The sequence below is a fragment of the Demequina sp. TMPB413 genome (assembly GCF_020447105.2).
Lineage (GTDB): Bacteria > Actinomycetota > Actinomycetes > Actinomycetales > Demequinaceae > Demequina.
The window spans coordinates 691,490-711,350 of sequence record NZ_CP096184.1; the positions used below are offsets into that span (position 1 = coordinate 691,490).

A 19,861-nucleotide genomic window follows, 5' to 3' on the forward strand; every position below is an offset into this window, starting at 1 on the left:
GTGTGGCCCAGGAAGGCCTCCACTGGCCTCACACGTGGCCACTATCGGTGGATGTGTTGGAAGCGCGAGGGGACTTGTGTCCTGGCCTACCGTGCGGTGTGCAAAAGGTCTCGTGGGCGTGGCGTCGAAGTGAGAAGTGCCGAAGCCTCCCCGTCCCTTGACTGGGATCGGAGAGGCTTCGGTCTGGTGTGGCCTCGTGCGGTGCGCGGCCTTACTTAATGAACTGGATGGCGAGCGGGATGCGGTAGTACTCACCATTGGCGGCCTTCACGCCCGCCACGAACGAGATGATGATCGCGTAGAGCACGTACAGGCCCCACAGCGGCAGCGTGACCGCGAGGCCCACCACGAACAGCAACAGGCCGAGCACGACGGCGCCTGCACCGAACACGAGCGCGGTGATCTGCAGGTTCAGATTCTGCTTGCCATGATGCGCCACGAGTGCCGAGCGGTCCTTATAGACCAGCCAGATCACCAGCGGGGCGACAAAGGCGATGGTGCCAGCGCTGACCAGGGACGCGACGGCGGCGATGACGTGCGCCAGCATTGCCCAGGTGCGAGCCTCTGACTCGAGCATCGGCTGGACGGTGGGGGCGAAGGGGGCGGGGTTCTGAGCGCCCTGTTCAGGATCGGGGGAGGTGTTCTCTGTCATGTCTCTACTGTGCCAAAAAGCCTCAGGGCCCCGCATCGGCCTTGTGACCGATTCGGGGCCCTGAGGGTGGTCAGGGTGAAACCCTGAGAGTTACTTGATGAGGCGCCAGTTCAGCGGATAGCGGTAGGTCTCGTGCTTGTTGGCCTTGATGGCAGCTTGAATGCAGAAGATCAGGGCGATGACCCAGACCGCGAAGCCTGTGATCAGGCCCAGGCCAAAGACGGGGATGAGGATGGTCGAGGCGACGTAGCCGATGGTGACCAAGATCGAGAAGTTGAGGGCTTCCTTCGCCTCAGTGTCAACGAATGCGCTGCGGTCCTTGCCGACGAGCCAGAAGATCAGCGGGGGGAGGAATCCGAAAAGGATGATCCCCGCGTGGCTGAGGGTCGCGTAGAGCCGCTCGTCGGACTCGCTGAGCGGGGCCGCTGCTGCGGGAGGGGGCGTTTCAGTCATGTGTTTTCACCACTTTGAGTTGGAACGGATAGTGTGCGGGATTGCCCTGCCGCGCCAGCCAAAACCCTGCCAAACTGAAGTAGATCGCGACGACGGGAACCACCCACAGCGCCAATGTACCGAGAAAGCCGACGAAAGGCACATACATTTTCACGACGACGGCCGCGATTGCCGCGCAGACCAGCGCGGAAGCGAAGTTCGCCGCCTTCGCCGCCTCCGTCGCGGCAAAGGGATCACTCCGTCTGCGCGCCACATAAACGAGCGCAGGAATCACCGGGCCCGTCATCGCGCCGAGGTGCCCGAGCGCGGCCGCCGCGGTGCTTGCGCGGCTGTGTGCCGTGTAGGTCATGTCGCCTCCGCACCACACGCTAGCGCGACGAGACGCGCGATCGGACCCAGTGCGCGGATCACTGCGTAGAATTAGCACTCGCAGCAACTGAGTGCCAATGGGAGGTGGAATGAGCGACGACAGGCGCGAGGCGATCTTGAGGGCGATTGTCGAAGGCTACGTCTCTACCAGCGAGCCCGTCGGGTCCAAGGCGCTGGCACAGCACCACAACCTCGGGGTGTCTCCCGCGACCATCCGCAACGATATGGCCGCTCTGGAGGAAGAGGGACTCATTGCGCAGCCCCACACCTCTGCTGGGCGCATCCCCACCGACAAGGGCTATCGCTACTTTGTGGACATGCTCGCCGCGGCGGCGCTGCAGGACAGCCACAAGCGCGCCATCTCGACCTTCCTATCGGACGCCGTTGACCTCAATGACGTGGTGGAGCGTTCGGTGCGGCTGCTGAGCCAACTCACCCGCCAAGTGGCCGTGGTGCAGTACCCCTCACTCAGGGAAAGCCCCGTGCGCCGGGTGGAACTCGTGCGCATGACGAGCGACCGCGCGCTTGCCGTGGTGGTGAGCGCCGACGCCAGGGTCGAGCAAGCTACCGTGTCGGTCCCGGAGGACGTGTCGGAAGACGAGTTCGAGCGGATCGCTCGCGAACTCAATGAGACCGCGTCGGGCCTGACCCCGCAGCCGCTCGAATCGGCCCTCGCGGCCTGGACCGAGCGCCACGCGACGCACGCATGGTTAGCCGAGGTCGCGTCGTCCGTAGTGGGCGCCGCCCGCGGCGGGACTATCGAACGCGTTGTCTTCTCTGGCACCGGTAACCTCACCAGGGCCGGATCCGACCTCAAGGCCGACGCGGTGTCGTCGATTCTTGATGCTCTTGAGGAACAGGTCGTGCTGTTGCGGTTGTTGCACGAGATGGCATTAGAGGGAGGCGTGTCTGTGCGCATCGGCCGGGAGACCGGCCACGCGGCGCTAGCGGGCACGTCGATCGTGGCGGCGGGGTACGGAAATGTTGCCTCGCCCGCATTGTTAGGAGCGCTCGGACCGATGCGCATGGACTATCCGGGAACGATGGCCGCGGTGAGAGCCGTGGCCCGTTACCTGTCGAAAGTGGTGGAGACGTGAAGGACTATTACGCCGTGCTCGGTGTGCCGAGAACAGCGACAGAGGCCGAGATCAAGAAGGCCTATCGCAAACTGGCACGCGAGCTGCACCCCGACGTGGCGGGGCCAGAGGCGGGAGATCGCTTCAAAGACGTCGCCGCCGCCTACGAGGTGCTCGGCAACGCGGACAAGCGCGCGCAGTTCGACAGGGGGGTTGATCCCAGGGGAGGCAACTCGTCGGCAGGCGCAGGCGCCGGGTTTGGCTTCGAGGACATCTTCGAGACGTTCTTCGGTTCTTCGATGGGAGGCTCGGCCCGCAGGGGTCCAGCGTCTCGCACCCAACGCGGGGGAGACTCGCTCGTCGAGGTGGACGTCACACTGGAAGAGGCGGTCTTTGGAGTTCACCGCGAGGTGATGGTGGACCTCGCCGAGGTGTGCACCACGTGTGACGGGACGTGCTGCTCGCCTGGCACACAGCCCGCCACCTGCCCCCAGTGCAACGGTGCAGGCGTGGTGCAGCGAGTCGCGCGCTCGCTGCTCGGCCAAGTGATGACCACCGCGCCGTGCCCCCGCTGCGGCGGCTACGGCTCGATCATCGAGAGCCCATGCACCACGTGTTCCGGGCAGGGGCGCACCAGGGAGCGCAGGTCGATCGAGATCGACATCCCGGCCGGAGTGGAGACGGGCACCCGTATCCGCTTGTCTGGGATGGGCGACGCCGGGCCAGGAGGAGGCCCACGCGGCGACCTCTACATCGAGATTCGCGAGCGTCCGCACGAGTCCTTCGAGCGCAGGGGAGACGATCTCCACTGCACGCTGGAACTGCCCATGACCGCCGCCGCGCTCGGCACCGTCGCCACCGTTGAGACGCTCGACGGGCCGCACGAGATCGACGTCCGGCCGGGAACCCACGCGGGCTCGACCGTCACGCTCAAGGGCCTCGGCGTCGGCCGTTTGCAACGCCCCGGCCGAGGAAACCTTCACGTGCACCTCGACATCCAAACCCCAAGCGAACTCGACGAAGCACAGACGGAGTTGCTGACCCAGTTGGCGCGATTGCGCGGCGAGGAGTTCCCTGAGGCACGCCTCGCGCCGCTCGGGGGCGGCGTGTTCTCGCGTCTGCGCGAAGCCTTTATGGGTCGCGGTTAGGAACACTCAGGCGTGAGCGCTCCCGTCTTCCTGAGTCCAGAGGTTGCCGACGCTGCGGTAGGTGACGTGGTGGCGTTGCGCGGCGCGGAGGCGCGCCACGCGGGCACCGTACAGCGCCGCGGCGTGGGAGAGCGCGTCGATGTCGTTGATGGCAAGGGGCGTCGCGCCACAGGGGTCATCACGCAGGTGACAACCGACCGGATCGACGTCGCGATCGACTTTGTCGCCGTGGATCGCGACCCCCCGGTGACTCTGGTCCAGGCTCTTGCCAAGGGGGGCCGCGACGAGCAGGCGGTCGAATCAGCGACGGAACTTGGCGTCACGAGGATCGTGCCGTGGGCCGCTGCGCGCTCGATCGTGCAGTGGAAGGGCCCCAAGGTGGACAAGGGGAGGGCGGCATGGGAGTCGCTCGCCCTCGCAGCCACGAAGCAGAGCCGTCGTGCGCTCGTGCCGGAGGTTGCTCCGCTTGTCACCACCGCCCAGCTGGTGCGCGACGTGGAGTCGGCGGTGGCAACCGGTCAGCGGGTGCTGGTGCTTCACGAAGTTGCCGCCACCGCGTTGACCTCCCTCACGTGGGCCAGGGATGACCAAGAAGTGTGGGTGATCGTGGGTCCCGAGGGAGGAATCTCCGATGCCGAGGTGGAGGCCCTGACCGCGGTAGGCGCTGAGTCTGTGGTGCTCGGCCCGCACGTGCTGAGGGCATCGTCGGCCGGCCCGGCGGCCCTCGCGGCCCTCGCGGTGTTACGCGGTACGTGGTCGAGTTCGCCGTCGAGCAATACCCTGGACTCATGACCGATTGCCTTTTCTGCCGCATTGCGGCCGGCGAGATCCCCGCCGACGTTGTCGCACGCACGGATACCGTGATCGCTTTTCGCGACATTCAGCCAAAAGCCCCGACGCACGTGCTCGTGGTGCCCGTGGTGCACCTTAAGAACGTCACGGACCTCGCTGCTGAGCGCCCGGAACTTCTTGCTGAGATGATCGAGGTCGCACAACAGGTCGCCGATGCCGAGACCGATGGCCAGTTCCGCTTGGTCTTCAACACAGGACCTCAGGCTGGCCAGACGGTGTTCCACGTCCACGGCCACGTGCTGGGCGGCGGCGACCTCAAGTGGGAGAACGCGTGAGTTCCTCTCGAGTCGTCATTGTTGATGACGCCGCCACCATGCCTGCCCTCCTTGGCACCTCAGACGCCGTGCTCAAAGAGGTCGAGCGCGCCTTCCCTGGGGTCGACGTCCTGGTGCGCGGCAACCACATTTCCATGACGGGCGACGACGCCGACGTGTCGGAATGCGCCGCCGCATTCGAAGAACTCCGCTCCCTGCTGGCCGCGGGAGTGCCGCTCACGCCGCAGGTAGCCAAGGAGTCGATCAGGATGCTTCAGGGCGCGCGCTCAGCAGTGGCCGCCGCCAGCCACGACGGCGAGGCGAGCGAGGCGCGCTCGGATTCTGTAGCGATCCTGTCGCGGTCGATCCTCAGCTCGCGCGGCAGGACGATCCGCCCCAAGACCGAGGGGCAGGCCGCCTATGTGCAGCAAATCGAGCGCCACACCGTCACGTTCGGCATCGGACCTGCAGGTACAGGGAAGACCTACCTCGCGATGGCTCAAGCCGTCGCGGCGCTCCAATCGAAGAGGGTCTCCCGCATCATCCTGACGCGGCCGGCCGTCGAGGCTGGCGAGCGCCTCGGGTTCTTGCCAGGCACGCTGTCCGAGAAGATCGACCCCTACCTGCGTCCGCTCTACGACGCTCTTCACGACATGGTCGACCCCGAGTCGATTCCCAGGCTCATCGAGGCTGGCACCATCGAGGTGGCGCCGCTCGCGTACATGCGCGGGCGTACGCTCAACGACGCGTTCATCATTCTTGATGAGGCCCAGAACACCACCCGCGAGCAGATGAAGATGTTCCTCACGCGCCTCGGTTTCGGTTCGACCATGGTGGTCACGGGCGATGTCACCCAGGTCGACCTGCCGGGAGGGACCACGTCGGGACTTCGCGCGGCGCGAGACATCCTGCAAGGCATCGACGACATCGGGTTCAGCGAGCTTGGTGCACAGGACGTGGTGCGGCACAGGCTGGTGAGCGACATCATCACGGCGTACGCGAGCGACGAGGCACAGCGGGAGCGTGCGCCGCGAGGCGGCCAGCAGCGCCGCTTTGCGCGGCCAACTGAGCATCGCGCAGCCCCCCACAAGGAGAACGACGCATGATCGAGGTCAACAACGAGACGGACGCCGTCATCGACGAGGCGGAGTTCGCGGCCCTTGGCGCCTTCGTCCTGGGCCAGATGCACGTGGCGCCCGACGCCGAGTTGGCGATCCTCTTTGTGGACGAGGCCGCGATGGAGGACCTCCACCTCAAGTGGATGGACGAGCCTGGCCCCACCGACGTGCTGAGCTTCCCGATGGACGAGTTGCGGCCAGGGACTGCTGACACGCCGACGCCCGCCGGGCTGCTCGGGGACATCGTGGTGTGCCCGACGGTCGCGGCCACGCAGGCGAAGGCGGCAGGCCACAGCGCAGAAGAAGAGATGCTCCTGCTCACGACGCACGGCATTCTTCACCTGCTCGGCTTCGACCACGCCGAGCCGGAAGAGGAGAAGGAGATGTTCGCGCTTCAGCGCAACCTTCTGCTCACGTTCTTGGCGCAGAGGGCCTGAGTGAGTAGCGAAGCCATCACCCTGCTCGTTTCCTTCGGCCTGGCGAGCATGATCGGGGCCGCCGTGATGCATGCCATCGTGGCCGCGTTCGAGCAGTTGCCTCACGCGCGTGAACGCGTGATGGGCGAGGCTCAACGCGCCGATGGCCGCCCCACTCAAGCCGCGAAGCTTGCCCGCGACACCGATGAGGTGGCGAACGCTGCATCCGTTGTGTACGCCTCCCTCGAAGCGGTGGCGCTCGTGTCGTGGAGCGTCCTCGCATGGACGTGGGGGCGGGACCTTGGGTGGCCGGGTTGGGTGGCGGCGCTTGTCACCATGGCGCTCGCCGCCGCGTACTCGCTGTTGCTGGTGCGCGCGGCCCCCAGGGTGATCGCCCGTGCGCACCCCGAGACGACCGTCCGCGTGCTTGCCCCCATCGGTGTGGCGCTCATCTCCTTGTCGACGCCGGTGCGCGCCATCATTCCCGCCCTGAGAATGCCCGCCCTGTCGGAGGCGGAAGACCTCGTCGAGCAGGCCCAAGACGCGCTCGAAGACGAAGACGCCGAACTCTTGCGGGGCGTCGTGAATCTTGGCGACACGCTTGCCCGAGAGGTGATGGTTCCGCGCACCGACATGGTGACCATCGCGTCGGGTACCCCGCTGCGCAAGGCCATGTTGCTCTTCATGCGGTCGGGATTTTCGCGGGTGCCGGTCATTGGGGACAACACCGATGACGTGCGCGGCCTGTTGTATCTCAAGGACGTGGTGCGGGCGACGTGGGACCGGCAGGAGGCGTTGGACACTCCCGTTGACGACCTCATGCGGGAGCCAGTGTTCTTGCCCGAGTCGATTCCGGCAGACGACCTGCTCCGCCGCATGCAGGACGAGGTCTTCCACATGGCGATCGTCATCGACGAGTTTGGTGGAGTCGCCGGGCTGGTGACCATTGAGGACGCGCTCGAGGAGATCGTCGGTGAACTCACCGACGAGCACGACCGCGCAGAGCCGCAAGTCATCGACCTTGGCGGCGGACGCTTCCGCGTTCCTGCGCGCCTCGCGATCGACGAACTGGGCGAACTCTTCGACATCGAGATCGAGGACGACGACGTGGATACCGCGGCCGGTTTGCTCACCAAGGCGCTGGGGAAGGTGCCGATTCCTGGGTCCACTGCTCAGGCACATGGCTTGACGCTCACGGCTGAGCGGGCGGAGGGCCGTAGGCGTAGGCTCACGTGGCTACTGGTCGAGCGAACCCCGGCCGCCACAGCAGACGCCGACGACGCTGAGTCACCTTCGGAGGGTCGGAACCGATCGTCTGGCCGCTCTAATGGAAGAAGAAGGTCCTCCTCAGATGACTGAGTTTCGCTCCGGCTTCGCCGCGTTCGTGGGTCGCCCTAATGCTGGCAAGTCGACCCTGATGAACGCACTGGTAGGGGAGAAGGTCGCGATCATGTCGTCGCGACCCCAGACCACGCGCCGCGCCATTCGCGGCATCGTCAATCGTGACGACGCCCAACTGGTGGTGGTGGATACCCCTGGTCTTCACCGTCCCCGCACGTTGCTGGGAGAGCGCCTCAATGATGTGGTGAGGGAGACCTTCGCCGAGGTGGACGTCATCGGCTTCTGCTTGCCTGCCGATGAGAAGGTCGGGCCTGGCGACAAGTGGATTGCTCGCGAGCTGAGCGAGGCCCGTGCGCCCGTCGTCGCGATCGTCACCAAGGTCGACAAGGTTTCCCGGGACGCCGTAGGAGCTCATCTCCTGGAGGTGCAGGCGCTCGGCGACTTCGCCGACATCGTCCCCGTCTCTTCGGTCGCGGGCATCCAAGTGGACGTCCTCACGGATGTGCTGGTGGGCCACCTTCCCGAGGGGCCGGTGCTGTACCGGGAGGGTGAGGTGACCGACGAGCCTGAGGACGTGATGGTCGCTGAACTCATCAGGGAGGCCGCGCTCGAGGGGGTGCGGGACGAGTTGCCCCACTCGATCGCCGTCATGGTCGAGGAGATGGTGGAGCGCGAGCAGGCGGCGGATGACCCACGTGTGCCGCTGTTGGAGATCCGCGCGCAGTTGTACGTCGAACGAGACAGCCAAAAGGGAATCATCATCGGCAAGGGCGGCTCACGGCTCAAGGAGGTTGGCGCGACGGCGCGCGCCGGAATTGAACGGCTCCTTGGGCGGCGCGTGTACCTCGACTTGCACGTGAAGATCGCCAAGGAGTGGCAACGCGACCCCAAGCAGTTGGGGCGGATGGGCTTTTGACAAGCGCCCTCTGAACCGGTTCTATTGGGCACTGTGGTCGCGCTCTCACAGCGGCGCGCACCGCCCAGTTGCGGGATCGATTCTGCCCATGGAGGCGTGCAATGAAGGACGTATCAACGGCTACTGCTGTCTCGACTCCACGCCGTCAGGCAGGGGTCGACGGACGTCTGGTCGACCTCGACGGCGAGCGGTTCTACCGGATCGGTCACTACGACCGTATGGATCCCTTCTTCATGAGCGTCGTGAGCGACTCTGATCACTGGATGTTTCTGTCGAGCACGGGGGGCCTCACCGCAGGCCGTCGCGACCCCAACAACGCACTGTTCCCGTATTACACCGACGACCGCATCCACGACGCGGCGCAGACCACCGGTTCGCTATCGATCTTCCGCGTAGTGAGGGACGGTCACACTGCCCTGTGGGAGCCGTTCTCCACGCGTCAGCAGGGGCTCTTTCGCATTGAGCGGGCGCTCTACAAGAGCGTGTACGGCAACAGCGTCGTGTTTGAGGAGACCAATCACGACCTTGGGCTTTCCTTCCGCTACTCGTGGGCCAACAGTGAGGCCTACGGATTTGTGCGTCGCAGCGAGCTTCGCAACTTGTCCGACCGAAAGGTGTCGGTCGAGCTGCTTGACGGGATCCGCAACGTGCTGCCGTCGGGCGTGAGTCGCCGCTTCCAGCTGGAGTTCAGCACGCTCGTGGACGGGTACAAGCGCACGGAAACCGCGGAAGACACGGACATCGCCCTGTTCCGTCTCAGTTCGATTCCGGTCGATACGGCGGAGCCGAGCGAGGCTCTCAGAGTCAATGCCGCATGGAACACGGGACTTGACTCGGCTGAGGTGCTCTTGTCTGAGATTCAGTGCGAGGCCTTTCGCGCGGGCGAGCCCATCGCGGCCGAGCGGGACATTCGCGGACGACGCGGTGCGTACCTCGTTGCGGCCTCGCTCGATCTCGCGCCTGGCGAGGCGAACGACTGGCTCCTCGTGGCAGAGGTGGAACTGGATGCGGCGCGCGTGCGCTCACTCATGCGGGACGTGGCCGAGCCCGGAGTGAAGGACCGCGTCCTCGCAGACGTCGCGCGAGGCACCGCCAAACTGGTTCGCATCGTGGGCGAGACCGACGGCCTCCAGGCAACGGCCGACGAGCCGAGCGTCTGGCGCCACTTCGCGAACACGCTCTTCAACGCCATGCGGGGCGGCGTACCCGAACATGGCTACCTGATCTCGCGGGAAGACCTCAAGGCATACGTGGCCAAGACCAATGCGCCGGTCGGGCTCCGCCACGAGGCATTCCTCGATTCGCTTCCCGAGCAGTTCGTGCGTGCCGACCTGATGTCAAGAGTCGCCACCGTTGGGGACGTCGACCTTGAGCGGCTCGCTGCGGAGTACCTTCCCCTGTCCTTCAGCAGGCGACACGGTGACCCGAGCAGGCCGTGGAACAGCTTCTCCATCAGGCTCAAGGACGATCAGGGCAAGCCGATGCTCAATTACCAGGGCAATTGGCGGGACATCTTCCAGAATTGGGAGGCGCTCGCGATGTCGTACCCCGAGTTCGTCGAGGCCATGGTGTTCAAGTTTGCCGACTCCTCCACGGTGGACGGCTACAACCCCTATCGTGTGCTGCGCGAAGGCTACGAGTGGGAGATTCTCGACCCTGAAGACGACTGGGCCAACATCGGCTATTGGGGGGACCACCAGGTCATCTACCTGCTGCGATTGCTCGAGGCGGCAGAGCGCTACCGCCCAGGGAGCCTCGACTCATTGCTGGCCCGCAAGGTCTTCACGTTCGCCGACGTTCCCTACCGGATCCGCTCCTACCAGGACTTGCTGCGTGATCCAAGGGACACGATCGACTTCGACGAGCGCGTCAACGACGCCGCGCTGGAGCGCGCGCGTGCCATCGGCTCGGATGGCAAAGCGGTGCTTGACGCCGAGGGCGACCTGCTGCGGGCCAACCTCACCGAGAAGCTCCTCATCGTGGCGTTGTCGAAGCTGTCGAACTTTGTTCCAGGCGGCGGGATCTGGATGAACACCCAGCGCCCCGAGTGGAACGACGCGAACAATGCGCTCGTCGGCAACGGGGTGTCGATGGTGACCCTGTGCTACCTGCGCAGGTACCTGACGTTCCTGGACCAACTCGTTGACTCGGCTGGCATCGACGACATCGAGATCGCTGAGCCGGTGGCACAGTGGCTTGCGGATGTCGCGCAGGCACTCGGCGACCACGCGAACCTCGCGACGCGTGTGATCTCGGACGCGGATCGGAAGGCCTTGCTCGATCGCCTCGGCGCTGCGGGGACGGCCCACCGTGCCAGCGTCTACGACCAGGCGTCCCGCGGGGAGTCGACCACCGTGACCATGACCCAGGTGCGGGGCTTCATCGAGATCGCGCTGCGCCACGCGGACCACACCATTGCTGCCAACCGGCGCGAGGATGGCCTGTACCACTCGTACAACATCATGTTGGCGTCTCCAGGAGGCGCGACGGTACGCCACCTGAGCGAGATGCTTGAGGGCCAAGTGGCGGTGCTTAGCAGCGGCCTCCTCGACCCTGCGCAAGCGGCGGCCCTGCTGGACGCCTTGCGTGCGAGCGACTTGTACCGCGCCGACCAGAACAGTTTCATCCTGTATCCCGACCGCGAACTGCCCCACTTCCTTGACAAGAACATCGTGCCGCAAGAGGCCGTCACCGCGTCGGCGCTGCTCACCGCGATGCTCGAGCGCGGCGACCACCGGATTGTGGTGAGAGACGTCGACGGGGGTGTGCACTTCAACTCCGCCTTCCGCAATGCCGACCATCTTGATGAGGCGCTCGCCGCCGTCGGCAACGGTGAGCTCGGCGACATGGTTGAGCGGGAGCATGACCGGCTGCTCGATCTCTACGAAGATGTCTTCCACCACGCGTCGTTCACTGGGCGGTCGGGGACCTTCTACAAGTACGAAGGCCTCGGGTCGATCTACTGGCACATGGTCTCCAAGCTTCTGCTAGCGGTCGACGAGGCCCGGCTGGAGGCGCTGCGCGAAGGCGTCGACGCCGACGTTGTCGACAGGCTCGCGCGCCACTACGAGCAGATTCGCGCGGGCATCGGCGTCCACAAATCGCCTGCGGAGTACGGGGCGGTGCCGACGGACCCTTACTCGCACACCCCGAGTTTCTCGGGAGTGCAGCAGCCTGGCATGACCGGCCAGGTGAAGGAGGACGTGATCACGCGCGCGAGCGAGATGGGCGTGGTGGTCACCGGGGGAGCGCTCGAGTTCGAGCCGCGGATGGTGCGCGCGCAGGAGTTCCTCGACGCCCCTGCTGAGCTCGCCTACGTCGCGGCGTCGGGCGACGTGACGACCCTGTCCCTGGACGCGGGCACCATGGGCTTCACCTTGTGCCAGGTGCCCGTCGTCCTGCGTCGCACGGGGCCGCAAGGCATCGTGGTCACCAAGGAGGACGGGTCGACGCGGGTCGACGGCCTCCGACTGAACGCGTCTGATGCTGCGGCGATCTTCGAGCGCACGGGGGAGATCTCACGGCTCGATGTCTCGTTGGGTCTGGCTGACTGAACCGTCGTTGGGGAACGCAAAACGCCCCCGGTCACCACAACGGTGACGGGGGCGTCGGCGCGGGGTTGTGAGGGCGGCGCGGGCCGGATTCTCAGTAGCCCATCGAGTCGAAGATCTTGATGGAGCTCGCGAGCAACCACATGAAGCCGCCGGTGCTCAGCATGATGATGGCGAGGATCATGGGCACGGCGTAGAACGGCGCGTCCTTGATGTCGTTCTTCTTGACCTTGGGGCTGCTGGTCTCGACCTGTGCGTGGGACATGGGTATCTCCTTGGGGCTATGCGTTAGTTGTTCGGTTAGTTGGTGTAGTAACTAACCAACCACCTTTGAGTCGGCGCGTCAAGGGGAACCCGAGATTTCTTTCATCGGCTAGGGTGTCGATATGCGTGCACGGCAGGTCAGCCTCCTCCTTCGTCGCCGCGACGAGGCCTAGACAGCCGGATACTCGTCGCGGTGGTTGGTGTGCCGGCTAGCAACTAGCCACCCCAAGACTTCGAAGGACTGACCATGGCACCACACGCTCATTACACCGGCGGCGATCAGGGCGCTTCCCACATGCCCCTGCACAGATACCGCCCCTTCCACGAGCAGATCACCGTTGATCTGCCCGACCGCAAGTGGCCGACGCGGCGCATCGACAAGGCCCCACGATGGTGTGCGGTCGACCTGCGGGACGGCAATCAGGCGCTCATCGAGCCCATGAACGCCGAGCGGAAGATGCGACTCTTCGACCTGCTGGTCAAGATGGGCTACCGCGAGATCGAGGTGGGTTTCCCCTCGGCCAGCCAGACTGACTTCGACTTTGTGCGGGCGCTGATCGAGCAGGACAAGATCCCCGACGACGTCACCATCCAGGTGCTCACGCAGGCTCGCGAACACCTGATCGAGCGCACCTACGAGTCGCTGCGCGGCGCCAAGAACGCCATCGTTCACCTGTACAACTCCACGTCGATCCTCCAGCGCGACGTCGTCTTCCGTGCAGACAAGGACGAGATCAGGAACATCGCAACGCACGGAGCGATGCTGTGCCAGAAGTTCGAGGAGCTCATCCCCGGCACCCAGGTGTTTTACGAGTACAGCCCCGAGTCCTACACGGGCACCGAACTCGAGTACGCGGTCGAGGTATGCAACGCCGTCCTGGACGTGTGGAAGCCGACCCCAGACCGCAAGATGATCATCAACCTTCCCGCCACCGTCGAGATGGCCACCCCGAACGTCTACGCCGATTCGATCGAGTGGATGAGCCGTCACCTCGACTACCGCGACTCCGTGGTGCTAAGCCTGCACCCCCACAATGACCGCGGCACGGCCGTCGCGGCTGCAGAGTTGGGTTACATGGCGGGCGCCGACCGCATCGAGGGCTGCCTGTTCGGCAATGGAGAGCGGACCGGCAACGTCGACCTGGTGACGCTCGGCATGAACCTGTTCAGCCAAGGCATCGATCCGCAGATCGACTTCAGCGACATGGACGAGGTGCGCCGCACGGTCGAGTACTGCACGCAACTCGACGTCCACCCGCGCCACCCCTGGGGTGGAGACCTCGTCTTCACGGCGTTCTCCGGCTCGCACCAGGATGCGATCAAGAAGGGCCTCGAGCGCATGGAGCAGGACGCCGCGCGCAAGGGCGTCGCCGTGGGCGACCTCGAGTGGGCCGTGCCGTACCTGCCGATCGACCCCAAGGACGTGGGCCGTTCCTACGAGGCAGTCATCCGCGTCAACTCCCAGTCAGGAAAGGGCGGAGTCGCGTACCTGCTCAAGTCGGAGCGTCATCTCGACCTTCCACGCCGCCTCCAGATCGAGTTCTCGCGGGTGGTTCAAACCGCGGCAGACGCCTCCGGTGCCGAGATGACGGCCGACGCGATTTGGCAGATCTTCGAGGACGAGTACCTTCCCTCGCCTGACCCCGCCAAGGCTTGGGGGCGTTTTTCGCTTCAGGGGACCAGGGCGTCGTCGAGCGATACGGGACCCGACACCCTCGCGGCCGACGTGGTCGACAACGGTGAAGCCGTCACGATCGAAGGTTCTGGCAATGGTCCCGTCGACGCGTTTGTCGCGGCCCTTGGGACCCGTGGCGCCAAAGTCGAGGTCCTGGACTATGCCGAGCACGCTCTCACTTCTGGTGGCGACTCGAAGGCCGCCGCCTATGTTGAGTGCCAGATCGGCGAGGAGATCCTGTGGGGCGTGGGCGTCGACCCCTCGATCACCACGGCCTCGCTCAAGGCGATCATCTCGGCGGTGAATCGGGCCGCACGCTAGTGGCACTGATACGCCCCTTCTCGTCCGTCGACGAAGCGGCAGTGAGTGCCTTGTGGGCCCAGGCCTTTCCTGGCGACCCTGCCCGCAATGAACCACGCGGGTTCATCGCGCGCAAGCGCACCAGGGACAGCGACCTTTTCTGGGTGGCCGAGGCGGACGGCGAGGTGGTCGGTGCCGTCGTGGCAGGCTACGACGGTGTGAGGGGGTGGCTGTACCACCTCGCCGTCGCACCGGGCCTCCAAGGGCGGGGGATCGGTAGGGCGCTAGCGGAGCACGCTGTCGCCGCGTTGCGGGAACTCGGTTGCATGAAGGTCAACCTGCAGGTGCGCCGTGGCAACGACGCCGTCAGGGGCTTCTACGAGTCGCTTGGTTGGGTCGAGGACCCCGCGATCTCCATGGGACGGGTGCTGAGCGACTCGCCCTGACGCGAGTGCGCCGCACCTGTCCTACCAAGGCGGGACAATGGATAGGTGCCCCTCTACCGCGACCACGCCATCGTCCTCAGGACGCACAAGCTGGGCGAGGCCGACCGCATCGTGACGATGCTGACGCGCAGTCACGGCAAGGTGAGAGCCGTCGCGAAAGGGGTGCGCCGCACCACAAGCAGGATCGGCTCGCGCATGGAGCCCTTCATGCTCGCTGATGTTCAGTTGTATGAGGGCCGCAACCTCGACATCGTGAGTCAGGTGGAGACGCTCGAGCCGTACGCGCGGCGCATCTGCGAGGACTACGGCCTCTTCACGGCCGCAACGGCCATGGTGGAGACGGTCGACTCGCTCGTTGACCTCGAGAAGGAGCCTGCGCGAGACCACTTCATGTTGTTGCACGGGGGGCTTGGTGCGCTGAGCCGCCGCGAACACGATGCTGGTCTGGTGCTTGACTCGTTCTTGTTGCGCTCTCTCGCGTTGGCTGGCTATGCGCCAAGTTTTGATGAGTGCGCGACGTGCGGCGCGCCAGGGCCGCACCGTGCGTTCGCGGTGGCCGGCGGTGGGGCGACGTGCGAGAACTGTCGCCAGCCGGGTTCCGCGGCACCCGCCCCGGAGGTGTTCTCACTGCTCGCCGCGCTGATCGACGGGCGTTGGCGCGAGGCGGATTCCTCTGAGGGGAGGCATCGGCGCGAGGCCGCCGGGCTTGTCGCCGCCTACGCCCAGTTCCACATGGAGCGGCGGGTGCGCTCACTCACCCACGTGGATCGCTCTGATCAGGGCGGTCGATAGGCGCGCGGACGGGGACGGTATCCTCAAGCCGTGACCACCAGGCCCTTTCCTCACCCCTCTGGCGCCACCCCGCCAGCCCTACCAGCGTCGGCCGTTCCCGGTCACGTCGCCGTCGTCATGGACGGAAACGGCCGGTGGGCGAAGCAGCGAGGCCTGCCCCGTACGGAGGGACACGCCAGGGGAGAGGCAGCGCTTCTCGATGTGGTGGCTGGCGCCATCGACGTGGGGGTCACCCACATCAGCGCCTACGCCTTCAGCACGGAAAACTGGAAGCGCAGCCCAGACGAGGTGCGCTTCCTCATGGGCTTCAACCGCGACGTCATCAGGCGCAGGCGCGACCAAATGCACGAATGGGGAGTGCGCGTGCGGTGGGCCGGGCGTCGTCCCAAGTTGTGGAAGTCCGTGATCGACGAACTCGAGCTGGCCGAAGACATGACGCGCAACAACAAGGTGCTGACCTTGACGATGTGCGTCAACTACGGAGGCAGGGCGGAGATCGCCGACGCGGCGAAGGCCATCGCTCTCAAGGTCGCCGCCGGTCAACTCGATCCGTCCAAGGTGTCGGAGAAGACCCTCGCCGCACACCTTGACGAGCCGGACATGCCCGACGTTGACCTCTTCTGGCGATCGAGCGGGGAACAACGCTCCAGCAACTTTCTGCCGTGGCAGGCGGCGTATGCGGAGTACGTGTTCTCAGACGTGCTGTGGCCCGATGTGAACCGGACGCACTTATGGGCAGCTATTGAGGAGTACGCACGGAGGAACCGGCGCTTCGGCGCCGCCGAGTGAGAGCGGCGGCCGCTACAAGGAGCGCTGCGACGCCGAGCACTGCGGCCGCCAGAAGCCATGGCGAGCGGCTCCATGCCCCCACGAGCGAGTAGGTCACGCCCGTGTACAGCGCCGCCCACATGATGCAACCAGGAATCATCGCGACGGTGTAGAGATCCCATCGCATCCTGATGAAGCCAGCGGAGGCATTCACCATCGTCTGGAAGCCCACCGTGAGAAACGACGCGGGAATCCCGATGAAGCCCCAGCGTTCCAGGTAGTCACGGGCCTTGTCAGCGCCAGGCCCCGACAGCCTGCGTGCCATCGAAGCTGCGCGCACGCTGTGTGACTGAGCGCCAGTCTCCGCACCCTTGCGTGCCCATCGTCCGAGCCAATAGGTGCCTTGAGCCCTCAGCAACACCACACAGAAGAGGAAGAGGAACACGGCCCACCAGCCGAGCTCCTCGACGAAGCCGGGGATCCCTGGCATCTACAGATCCTTCGCAGTGCACTCCGAGCACACGCCGGTCAGTTCTACGGTGTGGTCGATCTGCGAGTAGCCGCGTTCGGCGCCCACCTTGGAAGCCCACACCTCGATGGACGGCATGTCGATGTCCTCGGCCGCTCCGCACGCGCGACACCGCAAGTGGTGATGGTGCGTCTCCCGCGCCTCGCACAGTCGGTAGAGCGTTTCTCCTGACTCAGTGACCACGGCGTCGACGTCGCCGGTCTCTGCCAGCGCCTGAAGGGCCCTGTACACGGTGGCGAGCCCGGCACTCGAGCCCGAGTGGCGCAAGCGGTCATGCCAGTCCTGAGCGGACCTGAACCCGCCCTGCTTGAGGACCGCCAGCACGGCCGTCCGCTGTTTCGTCATGCGCGGTGGCGCGTCAGTCACGGCGTTCCCTTCGCGCGTCGCACGATAGTTGCGACGATGTTCGTGAGGACGTAGGCGGCGACACCCAGCACCACAATGAGCGCGCCTGGCTGAAGATCATGCTCGAGGGTAATCGCAACCCCAGCCATGGTGAGCACGGTTCCGATGCCCATGGCCAGGTGCATGGTGCGGGAGAACGAGTACGTGAGCTGCTCTGCGATGGCCACCGGGAGGATCATGAGTGCGCTCACGAGAAGTACTCCCACCACGCGCATCGCGACCGTGATGGTCACCGCGGCGAGGATTGCTACGACCATGTTGAGCACCGCGACAGGCAAACCTGTGGAGCGGGCGAACTCCTGATCGTGCGTCACCGCGAAGAGGGCGGGCCGCAAGTAGATACCAACGGCAAGGATCACGACGGCGAGGCCGCCAGTGATCCACACATCAACCCAGGTCACCGTCGAGATGGAACCGAAGAGGTACCCGAGCAGGTTCGCGTTCGATCCACCTGCGAGGCCGATCAGCAGGACGCCGGTGGCGATGCCTCCGTAGAACAGGATGGCCATGACGACATCGGCAGCCGCACCTCTCGAACGCATGCGTTCGATGGCGACAGCGCCGCCGACGGCAAAAAGGATGGCACCGGGAATCGCCAGAGCATCTCGCTGGGCAAGGCCCGCTGCCGAACCAGCGAGCCAGCCGGCAGCGACGCCGGCCAGTGCGACGTGCCCGATTCCGTCGCCTAGCAACGCCATCCGGCGCTGTACGAGGTACGTGCCTACGACGGGAGTCGCCATGCCCACCATGAGTCCCGCAATGAGCATCCGCTGCACGAGCGGCTCCATGAGAATGCTCACTGAGGCCCCTCCAATCCGAGGCGCGAACCGGTGCGCTGCGCGGGCTCCTCGTGGGGGTGCTCGTGATCGTGGCCAGGCAGCGCGTGCACGCCAAGGTCGCGAGGGGGAGCGCCCACATAGGTGATGCAGCCGTGCTCGATCACCACGGCCCGGTCGATGTGCCGCGCGAGCGCGCCGAGCTCGTGGAGCACGATGACGATGGCAACACCGGCTTCCTTGAGGTGCCCAAGGGCGTGTGCAAACGCCACCTGGGACTCGAGGTCGACGCCTGCCATCGGCTCATCGAGGATGAGCATGCGCGGCTCTCTGACCAGGGCGCGCGAGATCAGCACCCGTTGCTGTTGGCCGCCGCTCAGGTGGCTCACGTTGCGATCGGCAAGATCCTGGACACCAAGAGTCGCGAGAGCCTTGAGCGCCTTGGTGTGTGCCCCGCGCCCAGGCCTCAGCGTGCGTTGTCCCAGTAGTCCAGACATGACGACCTCAAGGGCGGTGGCCGCGAGGCCCCCTGACGCGGTGAGGCGTTGCGGAACGTAGCCCACCCGCGCGCGTGCAAGGGCCGAGGCGGGCTCACCAAAGAACTCGATTGTTCCCGTGGTGGATGGCACGGCGCCTACGAGCGCCCTCACGAACGTCGACTTGCCAGAGCCATTGCCGCCCATGAGCGCCACGACCTCGCCCGGAGCGGCTTCAATGTCGACGCCGTGCAGGATCTCTGAGCCTTGGAGAGACACGCGAACGTCCCGCGCCACCAAGACGGGGCGGGGGACGTTCGGCGTCGAGGTTTCGCTACTCACAGGCGAGGGCCGCCCTCAGGGCGTCGAGGTTGCGCAGCATGACACTACGGTAGTCGTCGTCCGAAGCCACGGACTCAATCGGATCGAGAATCGCGGGCTCGACACCTGCGTCCTGAGCGATCGACTCCGCGACCTTCGGGCTCACCAGCTCCTCTGTGAAGACGGTGGTGGCGCCAGTCTCTTCGATGATGTCGTGGATCTCACGCATGCGGGCAGGGGAGGGTTCGGTGTCCGGTTCGAGCCCGGCGATGCCGATCTGGTCGAGGTCGTAGGCGCGAGCGAGGTAGCCGAATGCCTCGTGCGCCGTGATCATGTCCGTGCGCTCGCACATGGCCAGGCCGGTTGAGAACTGCTCGTCGAGGCCCCGCAACTCGTCCGCGAGAGCGGCGGCATTGGCCGTGTAGTCATCCGCGTTGTCGGGGTCGAGCGTGGCGAACTCGTCACCCACGGCGACTGCGTAATCGGCCAGGAGCGTCGGGTCGAGCCAGAAGTGTGGGTCCGATGAGCCGTGGTCGTCCTCCTCGGCGTGGTCTTCTTCGTCGGCGTGCTCCTCCGCCTCGGCAAACTCGATCACAGAGGCCGCATCAAAGGACTGCACGCCTGTCGAGGAGATGGCCTCCTCGACCGCGGGCTGGAACTCATCGATGAAGAGGACCAGATCGGTGTTGCTCAGGTCGCGGACGGTGGCGGGGGAGAGTTCGACATCGTGTGGTTCCACGCCGGCCGGAGTGAGGGAGGACACGGCAACGTGGGCGCCGCCCACGCCTTCAGCGACGTACTGCAAGGGGTAGAAGGCCGCGGCAACGTTGAGCGAGGCGGTCGCCGCTTCGGCGGATGAGTCTGACGAGGCTTCGGTGCTGGAGCAAGCCGCGAGCGCGAGTGCGCCAAGCGCGCTGATGGACAGGGTCATGGGCGAGGTCGTCTTCATGACCATCACCGTAG

The 19,861-nt window shown here is 65.6% G+C and carries 22 protein-coding genes; 13 read left to right on the forward strand and 9 right to left on the reverse strand.

The genetic code is table 11. The annotated features are described in order from the left end of the window. Window positions 1-211: 211 nt before the first annotated feature. The 3 genes from LGT36_RS03305 to LGT36_RS03315 all read right to left on the reverse strand — a co-directional run bounded on the left by LGT36_RS03305 (window position 212) and on the right by LGT36_RS03315 (window position 1,454). Window positions 212-652, reverse strand: a complete 441-nt coding sequence (locus LGT36_RS03305; RefSeq protein WP_226096041.1) for a DUF4870 domain-containing protein — start codon at window positions 650-652, stop codon at window positions 212-214. Between the two features lie 90 nt (window positions 653-742). Then, window positions 743-1,105 carry a DUF4870 domain-containing protein gene (locus LGT36_RS03310; RefSeq protein WP_226096040.1) on the reverse strand — a complete coding sequence of 121 codons (363 nt, stop codon included), beginning with the start codon at window positions 1,103-1,105 and terminating at the stop codon, window positions 743-745. Beyond that, a complete protein-coding gene (locus LGT36_RS03315; RefSeq protein WP_226096039.1) occupies window positions 1,098-1,454 on the reverse strand; it encodes a DUF4870 domain-containing protein in 357 nt (118 codons plus the stop codon). The genes LGT36_RS03310 and LGT36_RS03315 overlap by 8 nt, the downstream gene beginning before the upstream one ends. 109 nt (window positions 1,455-1,563) lie before the next feature. Between LGT36_RS03315 and hrcA the strand changes: the two genes are divergently transcribed. The 9 genes from hrcA to LGT36_RS03360 all read left to right on the forward strand — a co-directional run bounded on the left by hrcA (window position 1,564) and on the right by LGT36_RS03360 (window position 12,149). Then, window positions 1,564-2,571 carry a heat-inducible transcriptional repressor HrcA gene (gene hrcA, locus LGT36_RS03320; protein ID WP_226096038.1) on the forward strand — a complete coding sequence of 336 codons (1,008 nt, stop codon included), beginning with the start codon at window positions 1,564-1,566 and terminating at the stop codon, window positions 2,569-2,571. Next, the gene (gene dnaJ, locus LGT36_RS03325) at window positions 2,568-3,698 is read left to right on the forward strand and encodes a molecular chaperone DnaJ (protein ID WP_226096037.1); all 1,131 of its coding nucleotides are present in this window, start codon (window positions 2,568-2,570) and stop codon (window positions 3,696-3,698) included. The genes hrcA and dnaJ overlap by 4 nt, the downstream gene beginning before the upstream one ends. Before the next feature lie 12 nt (window positions 3,699-3,710). Continuing rightward, window positions 3,711-4,490, forward strand: a complete 780-nt coding sequence (locus LGT36_RS03330) for a 16S rRNA (uracil(1498)-N(3))-methyltransferase (RefSeq protein ID WP_226096036.1) — start codon at window positions 3,711-3,713, stop codon at window positions 4,488-4,490. Continuing rightward, a complete protein-coding gene (locus tag LGT36_RS03335; RefSeq protein WP_226096035.1) occupies window positions 4,487-4,825 on the forward strand; it encodes an HIT domain-containing protein in 339 nt (112 codons plus the stop codon). Before LGT36_RS03330 ends, LGT36_RS03335 begins: the two co-directional genes overlap by 4 nt. Window positions 4,826-4,863: 38 nt before the next feature. After that, the gene (locus tag LGT36_RS03340; RefSeq protein ID WP_226096043.1) at window positions 4,864-5,910 is read left to right on the forward strand and encodes a PhoH family protein; all 1,047 of its coding nucleotides are present in this window, start codon (window positions 4,864-4,866) and stop codon (window positions 5,908-5,910) included. Then, window positions 5,907-6,359: an rRNA maturation RNase YbeY gene (ybeY, locus tag LGT36_RS03345; RefSeq protein ID WP_226096034.1), complete on the forward strand. Its 453-nt coding sequence runs from the start codon at window positions 5,907-5,909 to the stop codon at window positions 6,357-6,359. Before LGT36_RS03340 ends, ybeY begins: the two co-directional genes overlap by 4 nt. After that, on the forward strand, window positions 6,360-7,697 hold the full coding sequence (locus LGT36_RS03350) for a hemolysin family protein (protein WP_226096033.1): 1,338 nt from the start codon (window positions 6,360-6,362) through the stop codon (window positions 7,695-7,697). After that, window positions 7,690-8,595 carry a GTPase Era gene (gene era, locus LGT36_RS03355; RefSeq protein WP_226096032.1) on the forward strand — a complete coding sequence of 302 codons (906 nt, stop codon included), beginning with the start codon at window positions 7,690-7,692 and terminating at the stop codon, window positions 8,593-8,595. The genes LGT36_RS03350 and era overlap by 8 nt, the downstream gene beginning before the upstream one ends. Before the next feature lie 101 nt (window positions 8,596-8,696). Continuing rightward, window positions 8,697-12,149, forward strand: coding sequence for a hypothetical protein (locus tag LGT36_RS03360; RefSeq protein WP_226096031.1), 3,453 nt, complete (start codon window positions 8,697-8,699; stop codon window positions 12,147-12,149). A 91-nt stretch (window positions 12,150-12,240) separates the two neighbouring features. On the opposite strand, the gene LGT36_RS03365 is transcribed toward LGT36_RS03360, so the two are convergent. Beyond that, window positions 12,241-12,411, reverse strand: a complete 171-nt coding sequence (locus tag LGT36_RS03365; RefSeq protein WP_226096030.1) for a hypothetical protein — start codon at window positions 12,409-12,411, stop codon at window positions 12,241-12,243. A gap of 246 nt (window positions 12,412-12,657) precedes the next feature. Between LGT36_RS03365 and leuA the strand changes: the two genes are divergently transcribed. From leuA to LGT36_RS03385, 4 genes are read left to right on the forward strand one after another with little or no spacing between them, the layout of a single operon-like run. Further along, window positions 12,658-14,406, forward strand: coding sequence for a 2-isopropylmalate synthase (gene leuA / locus LGT36_RS03370; RefSeq protein WP_226096029.1), 1,749 nt, complete (start codon window positions 12,658-12,660; stop codon window positions 14,404-14,406). Then, window positions 14,406-14,831 carry a GNAT family acetyltransferase gene (locus LGT36_RS03375; RefSeq protein ID WP_226096028.1) on the forward strand — a complete coding sequence of 142 codons (426 nt, stop codon included), beginning with the start codon at window positions 14,406-14,408 and terminating at the stop codon, window positions 14,829-14,831. The genes leuA and LGT36_RS03375 overlap by 1 nt, the downstream gene beginning before the upstream one ends. Before the next feature lie 45 nt (window positions 14,832-14,876). Continuing rightward, window positions 14,877-15,623 carry a DNA repair protein RecO gene (recO, locus tag LGT36_RS03380; protein WP_226094537.1) on the forward strand — a complete coding sequence of 249 codons (747 nt, stop codon included), beginning with the start codon at window positions 14,877-14,879 and terminating at the stop codon, window positions 15,621-15,623. Between the two features lie 30 nt (window positions 15,624-15,653). Next, complete coding sequence (locus tag LGT36_RS03385) at window positions 15,654-16,412, forward strand: isoprenyl transferase (protein WP_226264639.1); 759 nt, start codon at window positions 15,654-15,656, stop codon at window positions 16,410-16,412. Here the strand turns inward: LGT36_RS03385 and LGT36_RS03390 are convergent. Genes LGT36_RS03390 through LGT36_RS03410 form a run of 5 tightly spaced genes read right to left on the reverse strand, consistent with a single transcriptional unit; the run spans window position 16,363 to window position 19,847 of the window. Further along, complete coding sequence (locus tag LGT36_RS03390) at window positions 16,363-16,881, reverse strand: DedA family protein (RefSeq protein ID WP_226096326.1); 519 nt, start codon at window positions 16,879-16,881, stop codon at window positions 16,363-16,365. The genes LGT36_RS03385 and LGT36_RS03390 overlap by 50 nt on opposite strands. Continuing rightward, entirely contained in the window at window positions 16,882-17,286 is a 405-nt protein-coding gene (locus tag LGT36_RS03395) for a Fur family transcriptional regulator (RefSeq protein ID WP_226096327.1), read from the reverse strand. Continuing rightward, window positions 17,283-18,125, reverse strand: coding sequence for a metal ABC transporter permease (locus tag LGT36_RS03400; RefSeq protein ID WP_226096328.1), 843 nt, complete (start codon window positions 18,123-18,125; stop codon window positions 17,283-17,285). The genes LGT36_RS03395 and LGT36_RS03400 overlap by 4 nt, the downstream gene beginning before the upstream one ends. After that, on the reverse strand, window positions 18,122-18,919 hold the full coding sequence (locus LGT36_RS03405) for a metal ABC transporter ATP-binding protein (RefSeq protein ID WP_226096329.1): 798 nt from the start codon (window positions 18,917-18,919) through the stop codon (window positions 18,122-18,124). The genes LGT36_RS03400 and LGT36_RS03405 overlap by 4 nt, the downstream gene beginning before the upstream one ends. Continuing rightward, a complete protein-coding gene (locus tag LGT36_RS03410) occupies window positions 18,912-19,847 on the reverse strand; it encodes a metal ABC transporter substrate-binding protein (protein WP_226096332.1) in 936 nt (311 codons plus the stop codon). Before LGT36_RS03410 ends, LGT36_RS03405 begins: the two co-directional genes overlap by 8 nt. Window positions 19,848-19,861: the final 14 nt, after the last annotated feature.

What these genes read in the sequence shown, in the direction of transcription:
- ybeY (WP_226096034.1), top strand. Translation starts at nt 5,907, where the DNA reads ATGATCGAGGTCAACAACGAGACGGACGCCGTCATCGACGAGGCGGAG.
- LGT36_RS03305 (WP_226096041.1), bottom strand. Translation starts at nt 652, where the DNA reads ATGACAGAGAACACCTCCCCCGATCCTGAACAGGGCGCTCAGAACCCC.
- LGT36_RS03365 (WP_226096030.1), bottom strand. Translation starts at nt 12,411, where the DNA reads ATGTCCCACGCACAGGTCGAGACCAGCAGCCCCAAGGTCAAGAAGAAC.
- LGT36_RS03340 (WP_226096043.1), top strand. Translation starts at nt 4,864, where the DNA reads ATGCCTGCCCTCCTTGGCACCTCAGACGCCGTGCTCAAAGAGGTCGAG.
- LGT36_RS03335 (WP_226096035.1), top strand. Translation starts at nt 4,487, where the DNA reads ATGACCGATTGCCTTTTCTGCCGCATTGCGGCCGGCGAGATCCCCGCC.
- LGT36_RS03390 (WP_226096326.1), bottom strand. Translation starts at nt 16,881, where the DNA reads ATGCCAGGGATCCCCGGCTTCGTCGAGGAGCTCGGCTGGTGGGCCGTG.
- LGT36_RS03315 (WP_226096039.1), bottom strand. Translation starts at nt 1,454, where the DNA reads ATGACCTACACGGCACACAGCCGCGCAAGCACCGCGGCGGCCGCGCTC.
- era (WP_226096032.1), top strand. Translation starts at nt 7,690, where the DNA reads ATGACTGAGTTTCGCTCCGGCTTCGCCGCGTTCGTGGGTCGCCCTAAT.
- hrcA (WP_226096038.1), top strand. Translation starts at nt 1,564, where the DNA reads ATGAGCGACGACAGGCGCGAGGCGATCTTGAGGGCGATTGTCGAAGGC.
- LGT36_RS03360 (WP_226096031.1), top strand. Translation starts at nt 8,697, where the DNA reads ATGAAGGACGTATCAACGGCTACTGCTGTCTCGACTCCACGCCGTCAG.
- leuA (WP_226096029.1), top strand. Translation starts at nt 12,658, where the DNA reads ATGGCACCACACGCTCATTACACCGGCGGCGATCAGGGCGCTTCCCAC.
- LGT36_RS03410 (WP_226096332.1), bottom strand. Translation starts at nt 19,847, where the DNA reads ATGAAGACGACCTCGCCCATGACCCTGTCCATCAGCGCGCTTGGCGCA.
- LGT36_RS03310 (WP_226096040.1), bottom strand. Translation starts at nt 1,105, where the DNA reads ATGACTGAAACGCCCCCTCCCGCAGCAGCGGCCCCGCTCAGCGAGTCC.